This window comes from Bradyrhizobium sp. HKCCYLRH3061 (genome assembly GCF_051168015.1).
GTDB lineage: Bacteria > Pseudomonadota > Alphaproteobacteria > Rhizobiales > Xanthobacteraceae > Bradyrhizobium.
The window spans coordinates 33,363-53,500 of sequence record NZ_JBNPUE010000007.1; the positions used below are offsets into that span (position 1 = coordinate 33,363).

At 67.1% G+C, this 20,138-nt stretch carries 13 protein-coding genes; 7 read left to right on the forward strand and 6 right to left on the reverse strand.

The window, feature by feature from the left end; genetic code table 11:
• Positions 1-75: 75 nt before the first annotated feature.
• Together ACQR2C_RS13970 and ACQR2C_RS13975 are read right to left on the reverse strand one after the other, a co-directional pair.
• On the reverse strand, positions 76-801 hold the full coding sequence (locus ACQR2C_RS13970; RefSeq protein WP_434874080.1) for a thermonuclease family protein: 726 nt from the start codon (positions 799-801) through the stop codon (positions 76-78).
• Between the two features lie 210 nt (positions 802-1,011).
• Positions 1,012-2,736, reverse strand: coding sequence for a hypothetical protein (locus ACQR2C_RS13975; RefSeq protein WP_434881364.1), 1,725 nt, complete (start codon positions 2,734-2,736; stop codon positions 1,012-1,014).
• A 430-nt stretch (positions 2,737-3,166) separates the two neighbouring features.
• Here ACQR2C_RS13975 and ACQR2C_RS13980 point away from each other — a divergent pair, with 430 nt between their 5' ends.
• Positions 3,167-4,027, forward strand: coding sequence for a caspase family protein (locus tag ACQR2C_RS13980; RefSeq protein WP_316179233.1), 861 nt, complete (start codon positions 3,167-3,169; stop codon positions 4,025-4,027).
• Positions 4,028-4,402: 375 nt separating this feature from the next.
• Here the strand turns inward: ACQR2C_RS13980 and ACQR2C_RS13985 are convergent, their stop codons facing one another.
• A complete protein-coding gene (locus ACQR2C_RS13985) occupies positions 4,403-5,281 on the reverse strand; it encodes an efflux RND transporter periplasmic adaptor subunit (RefSeq protein WP_434881365.1) in 879 nt (292 codons plus the stop codon).
• 202 nt (positions 5,282-5,483) lie between these two features.
• On the opposite strand from ACQR2C_RS13985, the gene ACQR2C_RS13990 reads away from it, so the two are divergent.
• Complete coding sequence (locus tag ACQR2C_RS13990) at positions 5,484-6,461, forward strand: L,D-transpeptidase family protein (RefSeq protein WP_434881366.1); 978 nt, start codon at positions 5,484-5,486, stop codon at positions 6,459-6,461.
• A 945-nt stretch (positions 6,462-7,406) separates the two neighbouring features.
• Here the strand turns inward: ACQR2C_RS13990 and ACQR2C_RS13995 are convergent.
• Positions 7,407-8,213 (reverse strand): N-acyl homoserine lactonase family protein, encoded by an 807-nt coding sequence (locus ACQR2C_RS13995; RefSeq protein WP_434881367.1) that lies wholly within the window; start codon positions 8,211-8,213, stop codon positions 7,407-7,409.
• Positions 8,214-8,564: 351 nt separating this feature from the next.
• Here ACQR2C_RS13995 and ACQR2C_RS14000 point away from each other — a divergent pair, with 351 nt between their 5' ends.
• The 4 genes from ACQR2C_RS14000 to ACQR2C_RS14015 all read left to right on the forward strand — a co-directional run bounded on the left by ACQR2C_RS14000 (position 8,565) and on the right by ACQR2C_RS14015 (position 15,157).
• A complete protein-coding gene (locus ACQR2C_RS14000; RefSeq protein WP_434881495.1) occupies positions 8,565-10,109 on the forward strand; it encodes a caspase family protein in 1,545 nt (514 codons plus the stop codon).
• A 131-nt stretch (positions 10,110-10,240) separates the two neighbouring features.
• Positions 10,241-10,918: an OmpA family protein gene (locus tag ACQR2C_RS14005; protein WP_315801727.1), complete on the forward strand. Its 678-nt coding sequence runs from the start codon at positions 10,241-10,243 to the stop codon at positions 10,916-10,918.
• A gap of 160 nt (positions 10,919-11,078) precedes the next feature.
• Positions 11,079-12,005: an efflux RND transporter periplasmic adaptor subunit gene (locus ACQR2C_RS14010; protein WP_434881368.1), complete on the forward strand. Its 927-nt coding sequence runs from the start codon at positions 11,079-11,081 to the stop codon at positions 12,003-12,005.
• Positions 12,005-15,157: an efflux RND transporter permease subunit gene (locus ACQR2C_RS14015; protein ID WP_315801725.1), complete on the forward strand. Its 3,153-nt coding sequence runs from the start codon at positions 12,005-12,007 to the stop codon at positions 15,155-15,157. The genes ACQR2C_RS14010 and ACQR2C_RS14015 overlap by 1 nt, the downstream gene beginning before the upstream one ends.
• Positions 15,158-15,181: 24 nt before the next feature.
• Here ACQR2C_RS14015 and ACQR2C_RS14020 read toward each other — a convergent pair whose 3' ends face one another.
• Together ACQR2C_RS14020 and ACQR2C_RS14025 are read right to left on the reverse strand one after the other, a co-directional pair.
• Positions 15,182-16,816, reverse strand: a complete 1,635-nt coding sequence (locus ACQR2C_RS14020) for a glycosyltransferase family 39 protein (RefSeq protein ID WP_434881369.1) — start codon at positions 16,814-16,816, stop codon at positions 15,182-15,184.
• Positions 16,817-17,092: 276 nt separating this feature from the next.
• Complete coding sequence (locus ACQR2C_RS14025; protein WP_434881370.1) at positions 17,093-17,767, reverse strand: Crp/Fnr family transcriptional regulator; 675 nt, start codon at positions 17,765-17,767, stop codon at positions 17,093-17,095.
• A 212-nt stretch (positions 17,768-17,979) separates the two neighbouring features.
• Between ACQR2C_RS14025 and ACQR2C_RS14030 the strand changes: the two genes are divergently transcribed.
• Positions 17,980-20,061, forward strand: coding sequence for an AsmA family protein (locus ACQR2C_RS14030; RefSeq protein WP_434881371.1), 2,082 nt, complete (start codon positions 17,980-17,982; stop codon positions 20,059-20,061).
• Positions 20,062-20,138 lie beyond the last annotated feature (77 nt).

Sequence of the window (20,138 nt, forward strand, 5' to 3'; positions counted from 1 at the left end):
ACGTGGCGGCGCCGCATAAGAAAAGCCGGAGAACCCGGGGGGCTGGCATGCCCCGGCGGGTCGGCGCGGTGGGGCTCAGCGCCGGGTCTCGCGGCAGCCGGCGGCCTCGGCCTCCTCGACCGAGCAGAACCAGCGCGTGCCCTTCGACACGTGCATCTTGATCTGCGCGTACCAGCGGCTCTTCTGCGTGTGATAGATGCATTCGCCGGCGCCGTTGACATTGCCCTTGATGGTGCAGTCCGGCGAGGGCGCGACCGGGCCCGAAGCCGAGGCGAGCAGGACCTTGCGCGCGCCCTCCGGCGGCTTGGTGGCGCCGAGGATCGCAGTCTTCTTGTTGCGTACGCGCCAGTCCCATGGCGCGATGAACGCGCCCTGCCACATGCCGGCCTTGGCGGCTCGCGCCTCCGCCTCGTCCGGCTCGTAGTCATGCGAGAGGGTGCGATAGGCCAGCGCCCAGCCGCTGCGCACCAGCCATTTCTGGATGTCCTCGCCGTCGACGTCGCAGCGCGCCACCTGGCGCCCGCGGCGATCGATCGAACGCGGATGACAGGTCCAGCTCTTGCCGTCCGCGTGCTTGATCAGCTCGTCGCGCGCGGCCACGCCGCAGGTCCAGCGCTCGCCGTTCTTGTTGAGGCAGAGCTGATCCACGGAGGGCGCGTCGATGCCGCCGAGCCGGATGCGGGTGGCCCCGATCGTGATCCCGTCGGCCTCACGGATCTTGGGAATCCCGGTGATGTCGGCCGCGGACGCGACGGAGGGCAGCAGCAGGAGGAGCGCGAGCAGGGCTGGTTTCATCGACATCAACGGGCGCGGGTCGTCCTTGGGGATGGGCAATGGCAGCGATAGTGCGGCGGATCGCCCGCCAGTTCCAGCGCCGCGATTGCCTGAGCCGCTCAACTTCGCGCGATGGCGGCCGAAAGTAGGAGCCGAGCTATGGCCAAGGCGTCGCTCTGCTCCCCTCCCGCAAGGGGGAGGGGAGCACACTGCCCTTGCCGCCGAGATCGCGCTCGATCAGTTCACCGCCACCCGCCGGGCCAGCGCCAGGCCCATCAGCACAAACGCGGATGTCACCTCGGGGCCGCCGACCAGGATGCGGGTCGGGGTCTTCATCTTGTTCCACTCATAGGCGCGGTACGGATGCCGCCGGCCGCCCTCGCCGAACGACGTCACGATGCAATGCACCGCGGGCGCGAAGCTCGCTGCAGCGCCGCCGAGATGGCCGAGCGCGATCAGCGCCAGCGCCGCGTCGAACGGGTTCATCTCGCGGCCGATCAGCTCGTCCTCGACATAAGCGAGCACGCGCAGGCGGATGAGCTCGAACGCGCCGTCGGGGTCGATCGCCTGCCGCGCCGCCGGTGGCAGCGCCATGAAGGCGTGGTAGCAGCGGCCGAAATAGGCGCAGTACAGCTCCGGCAAATAATAGATGTGCGAGCGCGGATCGGCGAAGGCGCCGCTCAGCACCAGCCGCTGCTGGAAGCCGACGATCCGCCTGACGACGTCGAGCCTCGCTTGCGTCTCCAGGACCTGCCAGCGCTTGAGATTGCGGAACGAGACCTCGAGCACGTCGAGATTCAGCGTCGGATCGAGATCGTTGCCGTAGGGCCGCTCGCCGGCCAGGCTGTCGATCCAGGTCGCGACGCCGCCTTCGTAGTCGACGTTGTCGTTGATCGGCACCGTCACGCGCGGCTCGTTGCCGCCGGCGCGCACCTGGTAGCCGGCATAGAAGTCCAGCAGCGGCTGGCTCAGCATCGGATCGTCCGATCCGGCCTGCGTCGCCGCCGAGAACGTGCATGCCGTGGTGTCGCAATCCGGCACGTAGACGCCGAAGCCGAGGTCCTGCTTGATCTGGGTGAAGAAGCGCGAGAACCGCGGATGCGGATGCGGCGCCAGCGCGGTGACGACGTCGTAGCTCTTGCCGTCGGCGCCGCGCACCTGCTCGCGGCTGATGGTCAGGCAGAACTCGACCATCGCCGCGATGGCGCCGCGCGCCGCGCTCGTCTGCTCCGATGAGGCGAGGCCGGTCTCCAGATAGCTCAGCAGCGCCTCGGTGAAGAACGCGTCGTAATACGCCGAGCGGTGGCGGATCTGCACCGGCTCCCACATCGGCTCGGCGATGCCGCGCCACGGCGGATTGATCACCGCGGCCGCCGGCGAGCGCGCGATGAAGACGCGGGCGAGGTTGAACAGCAGGGTCGAGTTCTTGTAGCCGCGCGCGTCGAGCCCCTGCAGCGCCATCTGGACCTCGGAGCCCTTCATGTCGGGATCGCCGATCAGGTTGAAGGCGGCATAGGTCGGGATGAAGCCATTGCGGCTGAACGAGCCGAGCAGGTCGGCACCGCAGGCCCGGATCACCCGGTCGATCTCGCCGGCCGGCGGCATGGCCGCCGCCGCAGTCCGGCGCGGCGGGGCAGGGTGGTGCAAGGCGATGCTGTCGACCAGATCGGCGACCGGGCGGCCGACCTGCTCCCAGTCCGGCGTCGGATTGTCGCGGGCGAGAACCAGCGCGTCGCGCAGCGCATTGAGGCGAGCGGGATCGTTCAGCTCGGGCAGGCCGGCACGGCGCAGCAATGCGCGCAGCGCCGGGTTCCCCAGCGCGGTCCGGTAGAATTTCGACAGATGCGGGTCGCCGCTGCCGGGCCGGCGCAGGATGGGGTCGCAGACCTCGTACAGCGAGGGCCCATCCTTCCGGGCCGTCAGTGCGCGACAGGCCGCGCCGGCGAAATACTGGAAACTCAAGCGAGGACTCGCGGGTTGTCGGAGGCGGGACGAACGGCATGCGCTGCTCGAAACGCCCCACAAACGGCGCGCCGTGCGCATGCATGGGGCAAACTGACACGCTCGACCGCCAAAGACAACGTGACGGCGGTCACGGCGCGGGAGGCGGATTTGGCGGCAATGTGGCCTCCCGGCGGTCCGCCCAGGGCCGTTTGGAGATCGCCGCCATGGTTAAATTTGCGTTTCTCTTCAAGTGCTTGAAAAGTCAATGGTGTTCCGATGTTGCCCTGGGTGCTCGTTCGGGTTAATCCTTTCTTCGTTGCGGCGCCGCAATTTGCGCGCATTGGGACGACACATCGTCTCGCAACCCCTCAAACCTCAGAGGCGCCAGCGCGACCAAAGGGTGCACCCCTTTGGCATCGACGGGCAGGCTCGGACCAGGATTGACGTGATGACCGCAAGGCAGCCTTCTCTTTCCCGCCGATCGGCCGTGATCGCCGCCGCGCTTCTCTGCACGGTGTCGCTCGCGATCGGCGCGCATGCTGCCCTCAACAAGCGTTCGCTCGAGGCGCCCAAGGCGGCCGCCTCCGAGCAGAGCAGCGTGGCGACCGGCAACGGCGCGCGCCTCGCGCTCGTCATCGGCAATGGTCACTATCCCGATGCGAATGCGCCGCTCGTCCAGCCGATCAACGATGCCCGCGCGCTGACCGGCGCGCTGCGCCGCGACGGCTTCGATGTCGATGTCGTCGAGGATGCCAATAAGGACGACATGACCCGCGCGGTCGAGCGCCTCAAGGCCAGGATCAAGCCCGACTCGGTCGTGATGCTGTTCTTCGGCGGCTACGCCATCCAGGCGGGACGCGAGAGCTACATGATCCCGGTCGACGCCAAGATCTGGCGGGAATCCGACGTGCGCCGCGAGGGGACCAGCATCGAGCGTCTGCTCGATACGGTCCGCGAGCAGGGCGCGCGCGCCAAGCTGGTGGTGATCGACGCCTCCCGCCGCAATCCCTATGAACGCCGCTTCCGCGCCTATTCGCACGGCCTCGCGCCGATCAACGCACCGGCCAATGCGCTGATCCTGTCGTCGGCGACGCCGGGCAAGGTGCTGGACGATCCGAAGGGCCAGAACAGCGTGCTGGTCGGCGAGCTGCTCAACCAGCTCGGCAAGAGCCCGAGCGCCGAGACCGTGTTCAACAAGACCCGCAACGCCATCGCGCGCAGCTCCGACGGCGAGCAGGTGCCGATGGTGTCGTCCTCCCTGGTCGAGGACATCCGCTTCAGCGCCGACGTCGCCAACGCCGGCAGCTGAGGCCTGGGGTTTCCATCTCTCGTTCAACGCGTCTGACGCTCAGAGCGCCTGAGCGTTTGCCCCCCTCTCACCAAGCTGACGGTCAGCTCCCCTCCCCCTTGCGGGGAGGGGTCGGGGGTGGAGGTCCACGGGCGCTGCGCGTCGTTGGCTTGAGCCTTCGCTGCAAACATCCTGCTTTGGCGGATGCGGGAGCGATCCTCCCGCATGGCGCTGCCTTGGATCGCTGAAACCCTCCCAGGAGCGGGCTCGCAAATCACGTCGAGCGCGACTCGGAGAACCCCCACCCCCGACCCCTCCCCGCAAGGGGGAGGGGAGCCGACCGCCACTGGCGCGACCTGCCCATTTCATCCGTCCCGCAGGACTCGGCCGCCGCCCTCAATTGCTCGCCATCACCGGCCGCACCGGGTCGCCCTCGCGCAGCAGCGCGCCGGCGCGGGTGACGACGACGTCGCCCTCGGCGAGGCCGTCGCGGATCTCGACCTGGCCGCCGGCCATCAGGCCGATCTCGACCCGCTTGGTCTCGATGCGTTGGGAGCGGACCACCTGCACCACGGTGCCGTCCGGATCGTACAGCACCGCGGTCAGCGGCACCGCGACGCCACAGCTCTGGCCGATCTTGATCACGGCGCGGCCGAACGAATTCACCAGCAGCCGCGCCGTGCCGTTGATGCCGATGAAGGCCTGGCCGAGCTGGCTGTTCGGCTCGACGGTCGGCGCCACCCGGCGGATCTTGCCCTCGACCTCGCCGGCCCCGACGATGCGGATCCGCGCGGTCTGGTTGACCGCGAGCTTGCCGAGCTGGGCTGATGGCACCAGGCCGACGAGATCATATTCGTTGCGGGCGAGAATGGAGAACAGCGCCTCGCCGCGACCGGAGGCGAAGGCGCCGATGGTGGCGCTCGACGACAGGATGGTGCCCGCGACCGGCGCCTGGATCATGATCGTGCCGCCCTCCGGCGGCGTCAGCCGCGCCAGGTTCTGTCCGGCCGTGACGCTGTCGCCGGCATCGACCAGCACCTCCGCGACCTTCAGTCCGGGACGGTCGGGCCTGACGGCGGTCTCGTTGCGCGCCAGCACCATGCCGGACACCTCGACCGTGTTGTCGAAGCAGGCCTTGGTCGCCTTGAGCACGCTGACCGCGGCGCCCTTCGGCGCGCTGTCGTCGGCTGCCAGCGCAGGCTGGATCAAGGCCAGCACGCCGACTGCGGCGAGCCTCGGCATCCGGCGCATCGTGGCAATTGCGGCATGTCGCATGCGAAACCGATCCTCGCGAACTCACGTCAATTGAACGGCTGAAGTCGGGATAGCAGACGTGCAGCCGCCGGGCCAGCCGACCCGCGTCCCTGGTAGTCGCGCCAGCATGCTGCGACGTTCAGCGGAGGACCCCCGAACTTTCTCGGCAGGGTCCACGTTGACGCTGCCGAATGTCGGCCATCTCTATTTGGGACTCACGATCATGCTTCGGCTCTGGATACCACTTCTGCTCTGCGCCGCCCTCGTCACGCCGGCGGTCTCCGCCGAGCTCACCGCCGACGCCGTCAACGGCGCCGAGCTGCGCAAGCGGCCGCCGGCCGAAGAGAAGATGGACCCGGTGGCGATCCGCGCCCAGGTGCTGCTCGATCGCGCGCGTATCTCGCCCGGCGAGATCGACGGCCGCTTCGGCGACAATGCGCGCACGGCGCTCGCCGCGTTCGCGCGGGCCAAGGGGCTTGCCGGGGATGCGAAGCTGACGCCCGAGCTGTGGGACGCGCTGCTGCGCGGCGACCAGGCGCCGGCGGTCGTTCCCTATACGATCACCCGCGATGACGTGAAAGGGCCGTTCCTGAAGAAGCTGCCGCAGCACATGGAGGACATGAAGGACCTGCCGGCGCTCGGCTACACCTCGCCGCGCGAGGCGCTGGCCGAGAAATTCCACATGAGCGAACAGCTGCTGTCGGCGCTCAATCCGAAGGCCAGCTTCGACAAGGAGGGCGAGCAGATCGCCGTCGCCAACGTGATCCGGCCGGACGAGAAGGCGCCGGAGATCATGCGGCTCGACATCAGCAAGGACGCCGGCACGGTGCAGGCATTCGACAAGGACGGCAGGCTGGTGGCGGTGTTTCCGGCCACCGTCGGCAGCGAGGAGAAACCGACGCCCGACGGCACCTTCAAGGTCACCTCGCGCGATGCCGATCCCAACTACCGCTACAATCCGGACTACGAGTTCAAGGGCGTCAAGTCGCGCAAGCCGTTCACCATCAAGCCCGGCCCGAACAATCCGGTCGGCGCCTATTGGATCGGCCTGTCGGTCGGCAACGGCTACGGCATCCACGGCACCGCCGAGCCGTCCAAGGTCGGCAAATCGGAATCGCACGGCTGCGTCCGTCTGACCAATTGGGACGTGCGCTTCCTCGGCGACCACCTGTCGAAGAAGGCGAAGGTGGAGCTGCATTGAGCGGGCACCGTTGCCTGGCGAAGCTACGCCATCATCCCGGCCGAACGACGTGACCCGGCTCGATCCACACCCACCGCCGTCATTCCGGCGAACGCCGGGACCCATAACCCCAGGGAGCGGTTTGAGGCAGGCCGGTCATTGACAGTTCGCCCATCGCGACCGCCGCCGCGTATGAGTCTCGGGTCGGCATCGCAACCACGCGATCGCGCGTCGCTACTTGCTCGGGACGGCGAGTGGCGGAGTACAGCAGCATCGCTGCAACGACCAATTCACCGCGTATGGTGGGCAAAGCGCGCAGCCATCGTGCGTGTCGCGAGGACGTGCCAGCGCCTTTGCCCACCCTACCGGCCGCATCGTCTTTCCTGCGCGCCGCGGCGAATTTAACGAGCAATGCCAAGCCGATCGGGCCTGTCCAGATATTCCGATAAAAAGAATTCCCTTGCGCCGTCGGGCAAATCAGGTGGAGACTTCCGCCCGTCCCGCCCTATTGAAGAGGGGCGCTCGCGAACGTCACGACGCGTTGGGGTGGGATGCGATGGCCGCGAGATGGCGCAGCGTGCTCAAAGCATGCCGACGTACGCCATGCCGCGGACGATGAAGTCGCAGGGTCCTGACCTCCCGACGCTGAGGTCCGCGCAACGTGCGTGATGCGCGCGTTGTCGCCACGGTGGCAAACAAGCCGGTCACCGGGGAGACTGCGTATAAATCGTAAAGCCATCGCGCAGGGAGGGCCGGGTCGTTCCGGCTGTACCTGTGGTTCTGCCGCCTGCATTTTTTCTCGCAGGCGGGCCGCAGGCCTCAGCCGAGGCCTGGCTCTCCCTGCGCCCTCTCACAAAAGAGGGTGTCCCGATGATCACAGCTCGGACGCAAAACGCGCCGCGAGAACGCGGACCTGCAACCGCGTGGGCTGTTTGACAATTACATCAGAAGAACAGGTCTCCGCCGCTACGTCGCAAACGACCGCGACGGTGCGACATGCAGCGCATAGACGTCGAGCTTGTCGCTCACGCGAGGATACAACTCGGTCACCAGCGGATCATGGCCCGGGATGAAGCGGTCGGGATGGCCGGCGAGGCGCTCGATGATCTCCCAGCCCTGCGCCATGTCGCCGATGTTGTAGACGATCGGAAACGGGCTGCGGCGCTGCAGATTGGCGTAGTAGTGCGCGGCGTCGGAGGCGAGCACGACGGGGCCGCGCGCGGTCTCGACGCGCACCACCTGCAGCCCGTCGGAATGGCCGCCGACCCGGTGCACGGTGACGCCGGGCGCGACCTCGCCGTCGCCGGCGTGGAAGGTGACGCGCTCGCCATAGACGTGGCGCACCATGGTGGTGACGTGCTCGACCGTGAACGGGTAGCGCAGCATGCCGTTGCACATGCAGCGGCCGGTGGCATAGGCCATCTCGCGCTCCTGCAGATGAAAGCGCGCGTTCGGGAAGCGGTCGAGATTGCCGGCGTGGTCGTAGTGCAGATGGGTGACGATGATGTCGCGGATGCCGGCGGCGTCGACGCCGAACGAAGCGAGCGCATCGATCGGATCGCGCGTCAGGGTGCGGTGGCGGATCTCGGCCTCCGCGGCGTTGAAGCCGGTGTCGACCAGGATGTCGCGCCCGTCAGTCCGGATCAGCCACACGAAATAGTCGAGGTCCTGCGCCGTGCTGTCGTGCGGATCGGGCTGCAGGAAGTTCATGTGCGGCGTGCGCGGCGACATCGTCGCATAGCGCAGCGCGTAGATCTCGGTGGCGTTCCCCATGATGACCTTCTCGTTGGTTGGGCACGGCAACCATCGAGCCATCGGCAGGCATCGAGGTCAATCGCATCGAGGTCAATCGCGGCGCGCGTCGAACCGGACGGTGCGCTGCCGCGACACAGCGTGAGGCATCTCACATTGCAAGACATTGGGATCGTTGCATGGTCCGCTCGTGTCATCGCCCGCAGCTCGCAACAGGCTCCTGCGGGCGGTCGCCGCCTCAGATGATTCTTCAACCGCCGCAAGCGGTTGACGGACCGTCACGGCGATTTGATAATGCCTGACGCGTGGGATATGGTCGCCGCGGCGCAAGCTGGACGGCGCCTGATTGCTGACCGCTGGACCGCCATCGTGATGACTTTCCGCCTGCTGCTGCCGCTCGGCCTGATGTTCTCCGTCGCGTTCTCGGCCGTGGTCTCCTGGCCCGCGCGCGCGGCCGGCGACCGCTTCGCGCTGGTCATCGGCAATGCGAAATATCCGGATGCCGAGGCGCCGCTCAAGGAACCGGTCAACGATGCCCGCGATCTCACCGACGAGTTGAAGCGCGACGGGTTCAGCGTCGAGACGCTGGAAAACGCCGGCGGCGACGCGATGCGCCGCGGCCTCGACCGGCTCTATGGCAAGCTCAAGCCGGGCTCGGTGGCGCTGCTGTTCTTCTCCGGCTACGGCATCCAGTCGAGCCGGCAGAGCTACATGATCCCGGTCGACGCGCAGATCTGGCAGGAGGCCGACGTGCGGCGCGACGGCATCGGCCTCGAGCAGGTGCTGCAGGAGGTCAACAGCCGCGGCGCCGGCGTGAAGATCGCGCTGCTCGATGCCTCCCGGCGCAATCCCTATGAGCGCAGGTTCCGCACCGCCTCGGCTGGGCTCGCGCCGGTCATCGCACCGAGCGGTACTTTGGTGATGTACTCGGCCGCGCTGTCCGCCGTCGTGTCGGATAGCGGCCGGGATCACAGCCTGTTCGTGCAGGAGCTGCTGAAGGAGATCCGCGTTCCCGACCTCACCGCCGAGGAGACACTGAACCGCACCCGCGTCGGCGTAACCCGCGCGTCGCGCAGCGAGCAGGTGCCGTGGATCTCGTCGTCGCTGGCGGAGGACTTCTCCTTCGTGCCGGGCAATGGCGGCGTCAGGCCGCCGCAGGCCGAGAGCAATGCCGCGCCGATTCCGGCACCACCTGTCCCTGCGCCGACCCCGACGCAGGTCGTGGTGGCACCGCCGGTGCCGCTGCCGCCGGCTCCGGCCGCGCCGCAGCCGACGCCGGTGCAGAAGGTGGATACTCCGCCGGCACCGCCGGTTGCTCCGGCGCCGCCGGCGCCCGCGCCATCTCCCGTGATCGCGAACGTGGCGCCCGCCGCGCCTGCTGCGCCCGCGGCCCCCGCCGCTCCGGCGGAGGATGCGTTTGCCGACGATCCCACGATCAAGAGCCTGACCGCCAAGATCGCGGCCAATCCGGAGGATGCCGGCGCGCTGTACCGGCGCGGCCAGGTGTATGCGAGCAAGGGCGCCTACGCGCAGGCGATCCGCGATTTCGACGACACCATCCGGATCAATCCAAAGGACGTCGAGGCGCTCAACAACCGCTGCTGGGCCCGCACGGTCGTCGGCGAGCTGCAGCCTGCGCTGCGCGACTGCAACGAGGCGCTGCGGCTGCGGCCGAATTTCGTGGACGCGCTCGACAGCCGCGGGCTGGTCAACCTCAAGAGCGGCGCGGTCAAGAACGCCATCGCCGATTTCGATGCGGCGCTGAAGATCAATCCGCGCCTGACGTCATCATTGTATGGCCGAGGTCTCGCCAAGCAGCGTAACGGCGCCGCGCAGGAGGGCGCGCTCGACATCGCCAACGCCAAGGCGATGGACCCCAACATCGTCCGCGAGTTCGAAGCTTACGGCGTGCGCTGATTTGTTGCGCGCGTCGGCCGGCCGGCTCGAACCATGCGGCAGGCCGGACCGACATAACAGCGAACAGCCGGGTGTCGCGTGTGGGCGCGGCGGAGACCGGGACGATCAGTTCGCGTGAGGAGGGATTGGCAATGACCGCACCGAAAACGAATTCGACCATGACCGCCGGCCTGACGGCTCTCCTGGCCGCGACGGTCCTGAGCGCGGCCGCGTCGCTCGTCGCGATGCCGGCCTTCGCCGCCGATGACGTCAGCGAGGATCAGATCGTCCGCGCCCTGGCCGGGCAGAAGAAGCCGCTGACCCGGGGACTGTCGATGTCGCCGCCGTCGGAGGCTGCGCCCGCGGTTTCGCCGGAGCAGGACAAGTTCCTGCAGAGCATTCGCGGCCGCTCGACGCGGTCGCTGTCATCAGCCGAGCGCGAGGAGATCGCGGCGGTCGCCAAGACCAAGCCGAACATCGATCTCGAGATCACCTTCGACTACAACTCCGCCAACATCAGCCAGAAGTCGCTGCCGTCGGTGCAGGCGCTCGGCCGGGCGCTGACCAACGCCGAGCTGAAGGGGTCGACCTTCGTCGTCGCCGGTCATACCGATGCCGCCGGTGGCGAGGCCTACAATCAGGACCTGTCCGAGCGCCGCGCCGATTCGATCAAGCGCTATCTGGTCGAGAAGTTCGGCATCGCCGGCGCCGACCTGGTGACGGTGGGCTACGGCAAGAGCAAGCTGAAGGATCCGAGCCAGCCGCTCGCCGAGGTGAACCGCCGCGTCCAGGTCGTCAACATGCAGAGCAAGACGGCGGCGGCCAAGTAGCGCCGCGTCCATCAAGCGCCGTCGGAGGTCGCGTGGCCGGAGATCGAGGTGGCCGGATGCGTCCCGCAGGATTGCGGGGCGCATCGCCTTGTCGGAGCGTCCCGCGCCAAATTCGCAGCATCCATAACCCGCATCTCGCGCCGACCGGATCCCCCTGCCGATGAAGCTGCCAAAATCCCTTAAAACCGCGGCCAGCGCGGTGGTCTTCGTGGCCCTGTTCGCCGGCTATTACTGGTACGAGCATCGTCCCCATCACACTGCCGAGGAGCCGCCGATGCAGGCCCAGGTGCTGGTGACCAAGGCGGTGAAGGCCTGCTTCTCGGATCTCGTGCGCGTCACCGGCTTCGTCGTGGCCCGCCGCGAGGCGGTGGTCGGCGCCGATCAGGAGGGATCGCGGGTCATCGACGTTCTGGTCAAGGAGGGCGACACCGTCACCGAGAACCAGGAGCTGGCGCGCCTGACGCCGCCGCAGCAGCAGCCGGGAGCGCCGGCAGCGGCCGCGAGCCGGCCGGTGTCGCTGCGTGCGCCGGCCGCAGGACTCGTCACCGAGGTCCGCACGATCGCCGGTGCGCCGGCCTCGCCGCAGGCCGGTCCGATGTTCCGCATCGCCGTCAACAACGAGCTGGAGCTCGACGCCGAGGTTCCGAGCGTTCATCTCCTGAAGCTCGGCACGGGCGCGCCGGTGCGCATCACTCGTGACAACCTTCCCGACATTGTCGGCCGCCTGCGCGTGGTGGCGCCGCAGGTCGACCGGACCACCCAGCTGGGCCATGTGCGCATCGCGCTGACCAGCAATCCGTCGCTCAAGCCCGGCATGTTCGCGCGCGCCAATATCGATGCCCGGCGGAGCTGCGGCGTCGCCGTGCCCAATACGGCGATCGATCATCTCACCATCCAGGTCGTGAAGGGCAACACGATCGAGACCCGCCGGGTGCGGGTCGGCCTGGTGTCGGATACGTCGAGCGAGATCCTCGACGGGCTGACAGAGGGAGAAATCGTGGTGGCCGACGCCGGCAGCTCGCTGCACGATGGCGACCAGATCAAGACCATGTTTGCCGAAGACATCGATCGCACGCGGGTACGCTGATGGCACTGAATATTTCGGCATGGTCGATCCGGAACCCGCTGCCGTCGATCCTCTTCTCCATCATCCTGCTGATCCTGGGCTGGATGAGCTTCACCAAGCTCGCGGTGACCCGGCTGCCGAACGCCGACATTCCGGTGATCTCGGTCGCGGTGGCGCAATTCGGCGCGGCGCCGTCGGAGCTTGAATCCCAGGTCACCAAGATCATCGAGGACGGCGTCTCCGGCGTCGAGGGCGCGCGCCACATCCAGTCGCTGATCACCGACGGCCTGTCGGTGACGACGATTACGTTCGCGCTGGAGACCAACACCGATCGCGCCATCAACGACGTCAAGGACGCCGTCACGCGGGTCCGTTCCGACCTGCCGCAGAACGTCACCGAGCCGCTGATCTCGCGCGTCGACAAGATCGGCCTGCCGATCGTCACCTATGCGGCGATCTCGCCGGGCAAGACCCCGGAGCAGCTGTCGTTCTTCGTCGACGACGTGGTCAAGCGCGAGCTGCAGGGCGTGCGCGGCGTCAGCCAGGTCGAGCGCATCGGCGGCGTCGAGCGCGAGATTCTGGTCTCGCTCGATCCCGACCGTCTGCAGGCCATGGGCCTTACTGCCGTCAATGTCAGCCAGAGCCTGCGCGGCACCAATGTCGACGTCGCCGGCGGCCGCGCCGAGATCGGCAAGAACGACCAGGCGATCCGCACGCTTGCCGGCGCCAAGACGCTGAACGAGCTGTCCAACACGATGATTCCCTTGTTCGGCGGCGGCGAGGTCCGGCTCGCCGATCTCGGGACGGTCACCGACACGATCGCCGATCGGCGCACCTTTGCGCGCTTCAACGGCGAGCCGGTGGTCGCGCTCGGCATCAAGCGCGCCAAGGGTGCCAGCGACGTGGTCGTCGCCGCCGCGGTACAGAAGCGCATCGACCAGGTCAGAGCCGCCCATCCCGATGTCGAGCTGAAGCTGATCGATACGTCGGTCGATTTCACCAAGGGCAATTACGAAGCGGCGATCTCGACCCTGTTCGAGGGCGCGATCCTCGCCGTCATCATCGTGCTGCTGTTCCTGCGTGACTTCCGCGCCACGGTGATCGCGGCGATCTCGCTGCCGCTGTCGATCTTTCCGGCCTTCTGGGCGATGGATATTCTCGGCTTCTCGCTGAACATGGTGTCGTTCCTGGCGATCACGCTGTCGACCGGCATTCTGGTCGACGATGCCATCGTCGAGATCGAGAACATCGTGCGCCACATGCGGATGGGGAAGTCGCCCTATCGCGCGGCGCTCGATGCCGCGGACGAGATCGGGCTCGCGGTCATCGCGATCAGCCTCACCATCATCGCGATCTTTGCACCGGCCAGTTTCATGTCCGGCATCGCCGGACAGTTCTTCAAGCAGTTCGGCATCACCGTCTCGGTGCAGGTGTTCTTCTCGCTGCTGGCGGCGCGCTTCGTCACGCCGATGCTGGCGGCCTACTTCCTCAAGCATCACGACCATGACGATCCGCCGCCCGGTTTCATCCTGCGTGCGTATCAGCGCATCGTCACATGGTCGGTGAAGCACTACTTCATCACGGTTCTCCTGGGCATCGGGATCTTCGCGGGCTCGATCTGGAGCACGACCCTGCTGTCGCAAGGGTTCCTGCCTGCCCAGGACGCCGCGCGATCGCTGCTCGCGATCGAGCTGCCGCCCGGGGCGCAGCTCGCCTACACCGAGAAGGTGACCGAGGACATCGTCGCGCGCCTGCGCAAGCGGCCCGAGGTCCGCAGCGTGTTCGTTGACGGCGGCCGGCTTCAGGGCGCGATGGAGGTTCGCCGCGCCGGGATGATCGTCAACTACACGCCGAAGACCGAGCGCAAGATCACCCAGAAGGAGCTCGAGCTCGAGATCACCAAGGATCTCGAGAGCATTCCGGACATCCGCTTCTGGTTCACCGACGAAAATGGTCTGCGCCCGATCAAGCTGGTGCTGACGGGCTCGGATCCCAAGCTGGTCGACAACGTTGCCAGCGAGCTCGCGTCGCAGATGAAGCGGATTCCGATCATCTCCAACGTCGTGTCGGACACCTCGCTCGACCGGCCGGAGTTGCGGGTGCAGCCGCGCGCCGACCTGGCCGCGCGTCTGGGCGTGTCGACAGAAAGCCTGTCGCAGACCATCCGCGTCGCCACGATCGGAGATGTCGGTCCCGCGCTGGCGAAATACGATGCCGGCGGCCGCCTCGTCCCGATCCGGGTGCAGCTCGAGGATGCGGCGCGCAGCGACGTGAAGATCCTCGAACAGTTGCGGGTGCCGCTCGGGCAGTACGGCGAAAAGGGCGGTGTGCCGCTGGCGGTGGTCGCCGATATCAAGCTCGATCAGGGCCCGACCAGCATCAGCCGCTACGATCGCGGGCGGCAGGCCACCGTCGCGGCCGACCTCGTCGGGCTTGCGGCGCTCGGCGATGCGACCAGGCAGATCGACGAGCTGCCGGTCAGAAAGAGCATGCCGGCCAGCGTCAAGCTGATCCCTTCGGATGATGCCGAGAGCCTGAACGAGCTGGCGTCCGGCTTCATCACGGCGATCACGGCAGGGCTGATGATCGTCTACGCCGTGCTGGTGCTGCTGTTCGGCACCTTCCTGCAGCCGATCACGATTCTGTTCTCGCTGCCGCTGTCGATCGGCGGGGCGATCGGCGCGCTGATGCTGACGGGCAAGCAGCTCACGATCCCGGTCTATATCGGCATGATGATGCTGATGGGCATCGTGACCAAGAACGCGATCATGCTGGTCGAGTTCGCGGTCGAAGCGATTCATGCCGGTGTCAGGCGCGACGAGGCGATCATCGACGCCGGCATGAAGCGGGCCCGTCCGATCGTGATGACCACGATCGCGATGGTCGCCGGCATGATGCCGAGCGCGCTCGCGGTCGGTGCCGGCGGCGAGTTCCGCTCGCCGATGGCGCTCGCGGTGATCGGCGGCCTGGTGTTCTCGACCGTGCTGTCGCTCTTGTTCGTGCCGGCGATGTTCCTGGTGATGGACGATGTCGGCGCGTTGTTCGCCCGCCTCGGCCGCAAGCTGATCGTCTCCTCCGGCGAGACTGCCGACGAGGCGCAGTCCGGCCATGGGCCGGAGGCGGGGCATCAGCCAAAGCCGCCGCCGTCGGCGATGTCGCCGGCTGCGGAATGAGATGAGTGCTGGAAACGTGCTGTTTCAGTTCGCGGTCGAGGGCGTACGGCGGCGCGCGCTGAGATCGTGGGCCACGTTCGGCGCGCTGTCGACTGGCGCGGTGGTCTCAGGCGGAACGATCAGGGCAACGAAGCCCTGGCTCGCGCCCTCCAGGCCGAACAGCTTGGTCCGGAGCGTGAAATCGGCCCGTACCGAACGTCGCGCCTGCGCTGCCGCGGCTTGCATGCCGGAGATGCAGGAGATGTCGGTGTCGTAGCACAGCGCCGCCCAGCCCTGCGCAGTCAGCTCTTCTGACGGAGGGTGCAGCTCGTGCGGGTGCACAAGCGCCATTTCATAGTGCGGGTGGTCGGGACTGTAGAACGCGGCGGCAAAGGCGAGGCCGTCATCGCCGCCGACGGCGATAAGGGCTCCGTTCGACGCCGTATGCCACAGGCGGTCGAGCTCAGTCACGGCCGGCTCGTAGAAATCGCGGCCCTCGTTCAACGGAACGTAGTTCCGGTACAAGGCATGGAAGGGCGCTACGACTGTGGCCGCGAATGCCGCGATCGCGATCGTCGCAGCGGCGAGATTGATCGTGACGTCGCGGGGGGCGTGATAGCTCGCGCCACACACGATCACGATGACGAACAGGAAGACGCCCTGCAGGCCCCAGAGCGGCGGCATGTCGGTGCCGAACACGATCGAGACCAGCGCGGGGAACACCACGGTCCCGATGCTGATCATCGCCAGCAGCCGGAGTCCGGGGGCGAGGCTGAGCGCATCGTTCAGCACGCGGGTGGCGCGGGGCCGGGTCATGGCGAGCCATATGAGGCCGGGGATACCGGCGATGCCGGCCATCGCCAACAGGAAGCCGCTGCCCTCGACCAGGGCGGCCGAGGCGGTCTTGCCGACGTGATGCTCGATCGCATGCGAGAACGGCTGGGCGCCGGTCGTGGCGAGCCAATAGATATGGGGGGCGAGCGCGACCAGGCCGGACAGCGCCGCGATCCAAGGCGCGGACGAGGTGAAATAGGCCCGACGCTCGCCGTGGCACAACGCTGCGACCGCAAAGCCCGCGATCAGGAAGACCGAGTAGTACTTGCCGAGCATGGCGAGTGCCGCGGTCAGGCCGGCCGCGACGGCCCAGCCGACGTGACGTGTCTCGAACGAGCGCAGGAAACACCACGTCGCCAGCGGCCAGCTCGACAGCAGCACGGCGTTGGCGTTGAAGCGTTGCGCGTGCAGTTGATAGACCGGCAGCAGCATGAGCAGCAGCAGGACGACCAGGCGCTTGTCACCGCGCGCGAAACGCCGGGTGATGAGGTCGACGGCCCAGAGGCCGACCGCCGCGTTGGTCAGCGCCAGCAGGTTGAACGACCAGTTGGTCAGCGGAAACACGGTGGTCCAGGCCCGCGCGGCCCAGCCCATCAGCGGCGGATGCTTGGTCGAGCCCCAGTCGAAGCTGCGTCCGAGCGACCAGGTCTCGATCACATCCTGATGGAGATCGCCCCCCAGATAGGCGACCGAGAAATACACCATCCAGACCGCGACGAACCCGACGATCAGGGCCGGAACGGCCCAACCGTCCTCCACGGCGTCGATCCAGATCGTGAGAGCTCTGCGCCACCGGCCTACCGAACCACTGGCCTCGATCGCGATCGCCGGCAACGCAAGACTCATGACTTCGCTTCCACCACGCTTGTCTGGCGCGCAAAGCCCCACCCCGCGCACCGTCCGTGCGCGAGCCCGTGGAGTTCATCGCTGCCGGATTGAACCCTGTTAGAACTGTTAAAAAGAGTTCATGTCGCAAATTGTGAGGCGTGGTGGCCCAATTGCGATCATCTTTGGCCGATGCTGATACGAAACGATGCACGACGGGCAGTTCCCGCCATGGACTGGACCCGCAATCGACAAATTCGCGGTGAACGACGCTGCGCGCTTGCCGCGCTCGGCCAACTAATCGTTGCGTGCGATCGTGTTCAGCCTGGTCAGGTCATGCAGCAGGATGCGGCCGCGTTGCAGATCCAGGATCTTGTCCTTGCGCCAGGCCTGCAACTGGCGGTTCACGCTTTCGCGCGCCGCGCCGACGAAGACGCCGAGCTGTTCCTGCGAGATGTGAACCTCGGAGCCGAAATCCTCCGCCAGCGCGCACAGCCGGCGTGCCAGCCGCACCGGCAGCGGCTGCAGCACGGATTCCTCCATGCGCTCGCTCTGCCAGCGGATGCGCTGGCACAGCAGCTGAATGATCCTGATCGCCACCTTGGGCTCGCGTTCCAGGAAACTGAGGAAATCCTCGCGGCGGAGCACGAACAGCTCGGTTGCTTCACCGGCGGTGGCGTCCGCCGTGCGCTCCTGCCCGTCGAGCACGGCGACCTCGCCGAACAGATCGCCGGGCCCCATGAAGTTGAGCGTCAGCCGGCTGCCGTCAGTGGCACCGGTCTCGATGCGAATCTGGCCGCGCCGCACCCCGAACAGGGCATTGCCGGGGTCGCCCTTCTGGAACAGTACCTCGCCCGACGACAGATGCTGAGTGTGGCAGAGGCTCGAGATTCGCTGCAACTCGTCCGAACCGAGGTCGGCGAACATCGGGTTCATCTTCAGAATGACCGCAAATTCGGCCTGCTTGCTCATCACTATACCTTCGGCAATGGTTCAAAGCCTCAGTTACAGAAACCCCCCGGTCGGAAGTGTGTCATAAGTCACATAATGACGCACGGGCTTCCGACTATTTTGGTCGCGCTGGGAGCGGTCTTCGTTCCGAGAAAATTTCGGATTGAACCGGGTCGGCATTGCCGCACGCTAACCGGTGGAGACCGCTCGCGCCTCGCGCTTGGGACATCGACATGAAGGCATTGAAGATCGCAGGCGGTTTGATTGGCGCCGTCATCGTCGTGCTGGCTCTGGCGCTGGCTTTTGGACTTCCGGCGAGCTTCCTTACGGTGGCCATCCAGGACCGCGTCGAACGTGACACCGGCTATCGCCTGAGCATCGCCGGCTCGGCAAGCGTCAGCCTGTGGCCGTCGCTGCATGCAACCCTGACGGACATCACCGTGCAGGATCCGAAGGAGCGGGACGGCAACAATCGGCTGACGATCGGCAAGCTGCAGGCTGACGTGGCGCTGTCGAGCCTGTGGTCCGGCCGGCCCGACATCGGCGAGATCATCATCGACAAGCCCACACTCTATCTGCCGCTGCTGCGCGAGCGGCTGCGGGATAATGCGCCGCGCAGCCGTGCCTCGGCGAAGCCAGAAGCGGCGCCTGCGGCCCGGATCGAACGGGTCACCGTCAGGGACGGCGCCGTCATCCTCTCCAACCCGCGCGACCGCGTCGAGAATCGTCTCGAGGGCATCGGCGCGACGGCGTCTCTGTCCGATGGCAAGGTCAAGATCACGGGTACGGCCCGGGCCGGCGACCGCCCGGTCACGTTCGACGTCACAGCGCCGGCGCCGGCGCTGCCGATTGACCGCCAGACCCTGCCGGTCGAGTTCAAGATCGACGTGGCCAATGCATTCCGCGGCGGTCTTGCCGGCCGCGCCGACGTTCGCCTGAATGGCCCGGTGGTGATGATCAACGGTCTCAGCGGAACGCTCGGCGATGGCGATTTCAACGGCTGGGCCTCGGTCGATCTGGCGAGCAAGCCGCTGGTGAAGGTCGATCTCGACGTTCGCCGGCTCGACTTGGGAGCGCCTGCCGCGCAGGGCTCTGCCGGCGCGTCGGGATGGAGCACGGCGGCAATCGATTTGCGCGGTCTCAACTACGTCGATGCCCGTGTGAAGCTGTCGGCGACGGACGTCGTTCTCTCCGGGGCCCGTCTCGGTCCGCTCGATCTCGAAGCCTCGCTGGCCGGCGGCCTGCTGAAGGCGACCATCGCCAATCTCGGCGCCTATGAGGGGCAGGCCAGTGGCGAGGTCGTGATCGACGCCTCCACGGGCAATCCGGCCTATGCGATGCACTGTGATCTCGTCGGCATCCGGGCGCTGCCGCTGCTCTCTAACGTCGCCGGATTCGACAAGCTCGATGCGCGGATGCAAGGCAAGCTCGCCTTGCGCTCCAATGGCGCCAGCCAGCAGGCGATCATGAGCAACCTGAGCGGCTCGGCGTTCCTGTTGTTCCAGGACGGCGCGATCCGCGGCATCAACGTTGCGCAGATGATCCGCTCATTGACATCCAATCCGCTGTCGGGATGGCAGGATTCGAAGGAACTGACGACCGATCTCACGCAGCTCTCGGCCTCGTTTCAGGTCGAGCGCGGACAGGCCGCCACCAGTGACCTCAATTTGGTCGGACCGCTGGTCAAGGTCGCCGGTACGGGGACGATCGATCTGGGCAATCGGGCGCTGGCGATGCGGGTCGAGCCGAAGCTCGTGATGACGACCGAGGGCCAGGGCCGCACCTCGGAGCCGATCGGCCTTGGGATTCCCGTCGTCATCGACGGCCCCTGGAGTCAGCCGCGCTTCTACCCCGACATGGCCGGCATCCTGGACAATCCGGACGCGGCCTACGCCAGGCTCAAGCAGATGGGCCAGGGCCTGTTCGGCAAGGACGGAGCCGGGCTGAACAATTTGATCAACGGCATCGGCGGCCTGATCGGAAATTCTGCGCCCACCGGTGCTGCTGGTCCGAACGGCGCGCCGTCAGCGGCAGCCCCGAATGGGCAGGCCCCGGCCCCCGGCCAATCCGACCTGCTTGGCGGCGATCTCGGATCGGCGATCGGCAATCTGATTCAGCAAGGACTGCAGGGCGCGTCGCCGCCCGCCAAGAGCCGCGGCCGTACGCTGGTTGCGCCCCAGGACGGCGCTGTTTCGCGGCCTCCGGGCGACGCCGGCCAGGGCGCGGCAGAGGCCGCTCCCGCCGAGCCCTTGCAGGACGGTGCCCAGGACAGCCAGCCGATGAACGACGTTCTGAAGCGCATCTTCAATAGGTAATATATGACCGCGACCGGCCGAGTCCGCGAAGGATGTCCCCCGAGCGGTGGATGCAATTCAGGGCCAGCCGCACGATA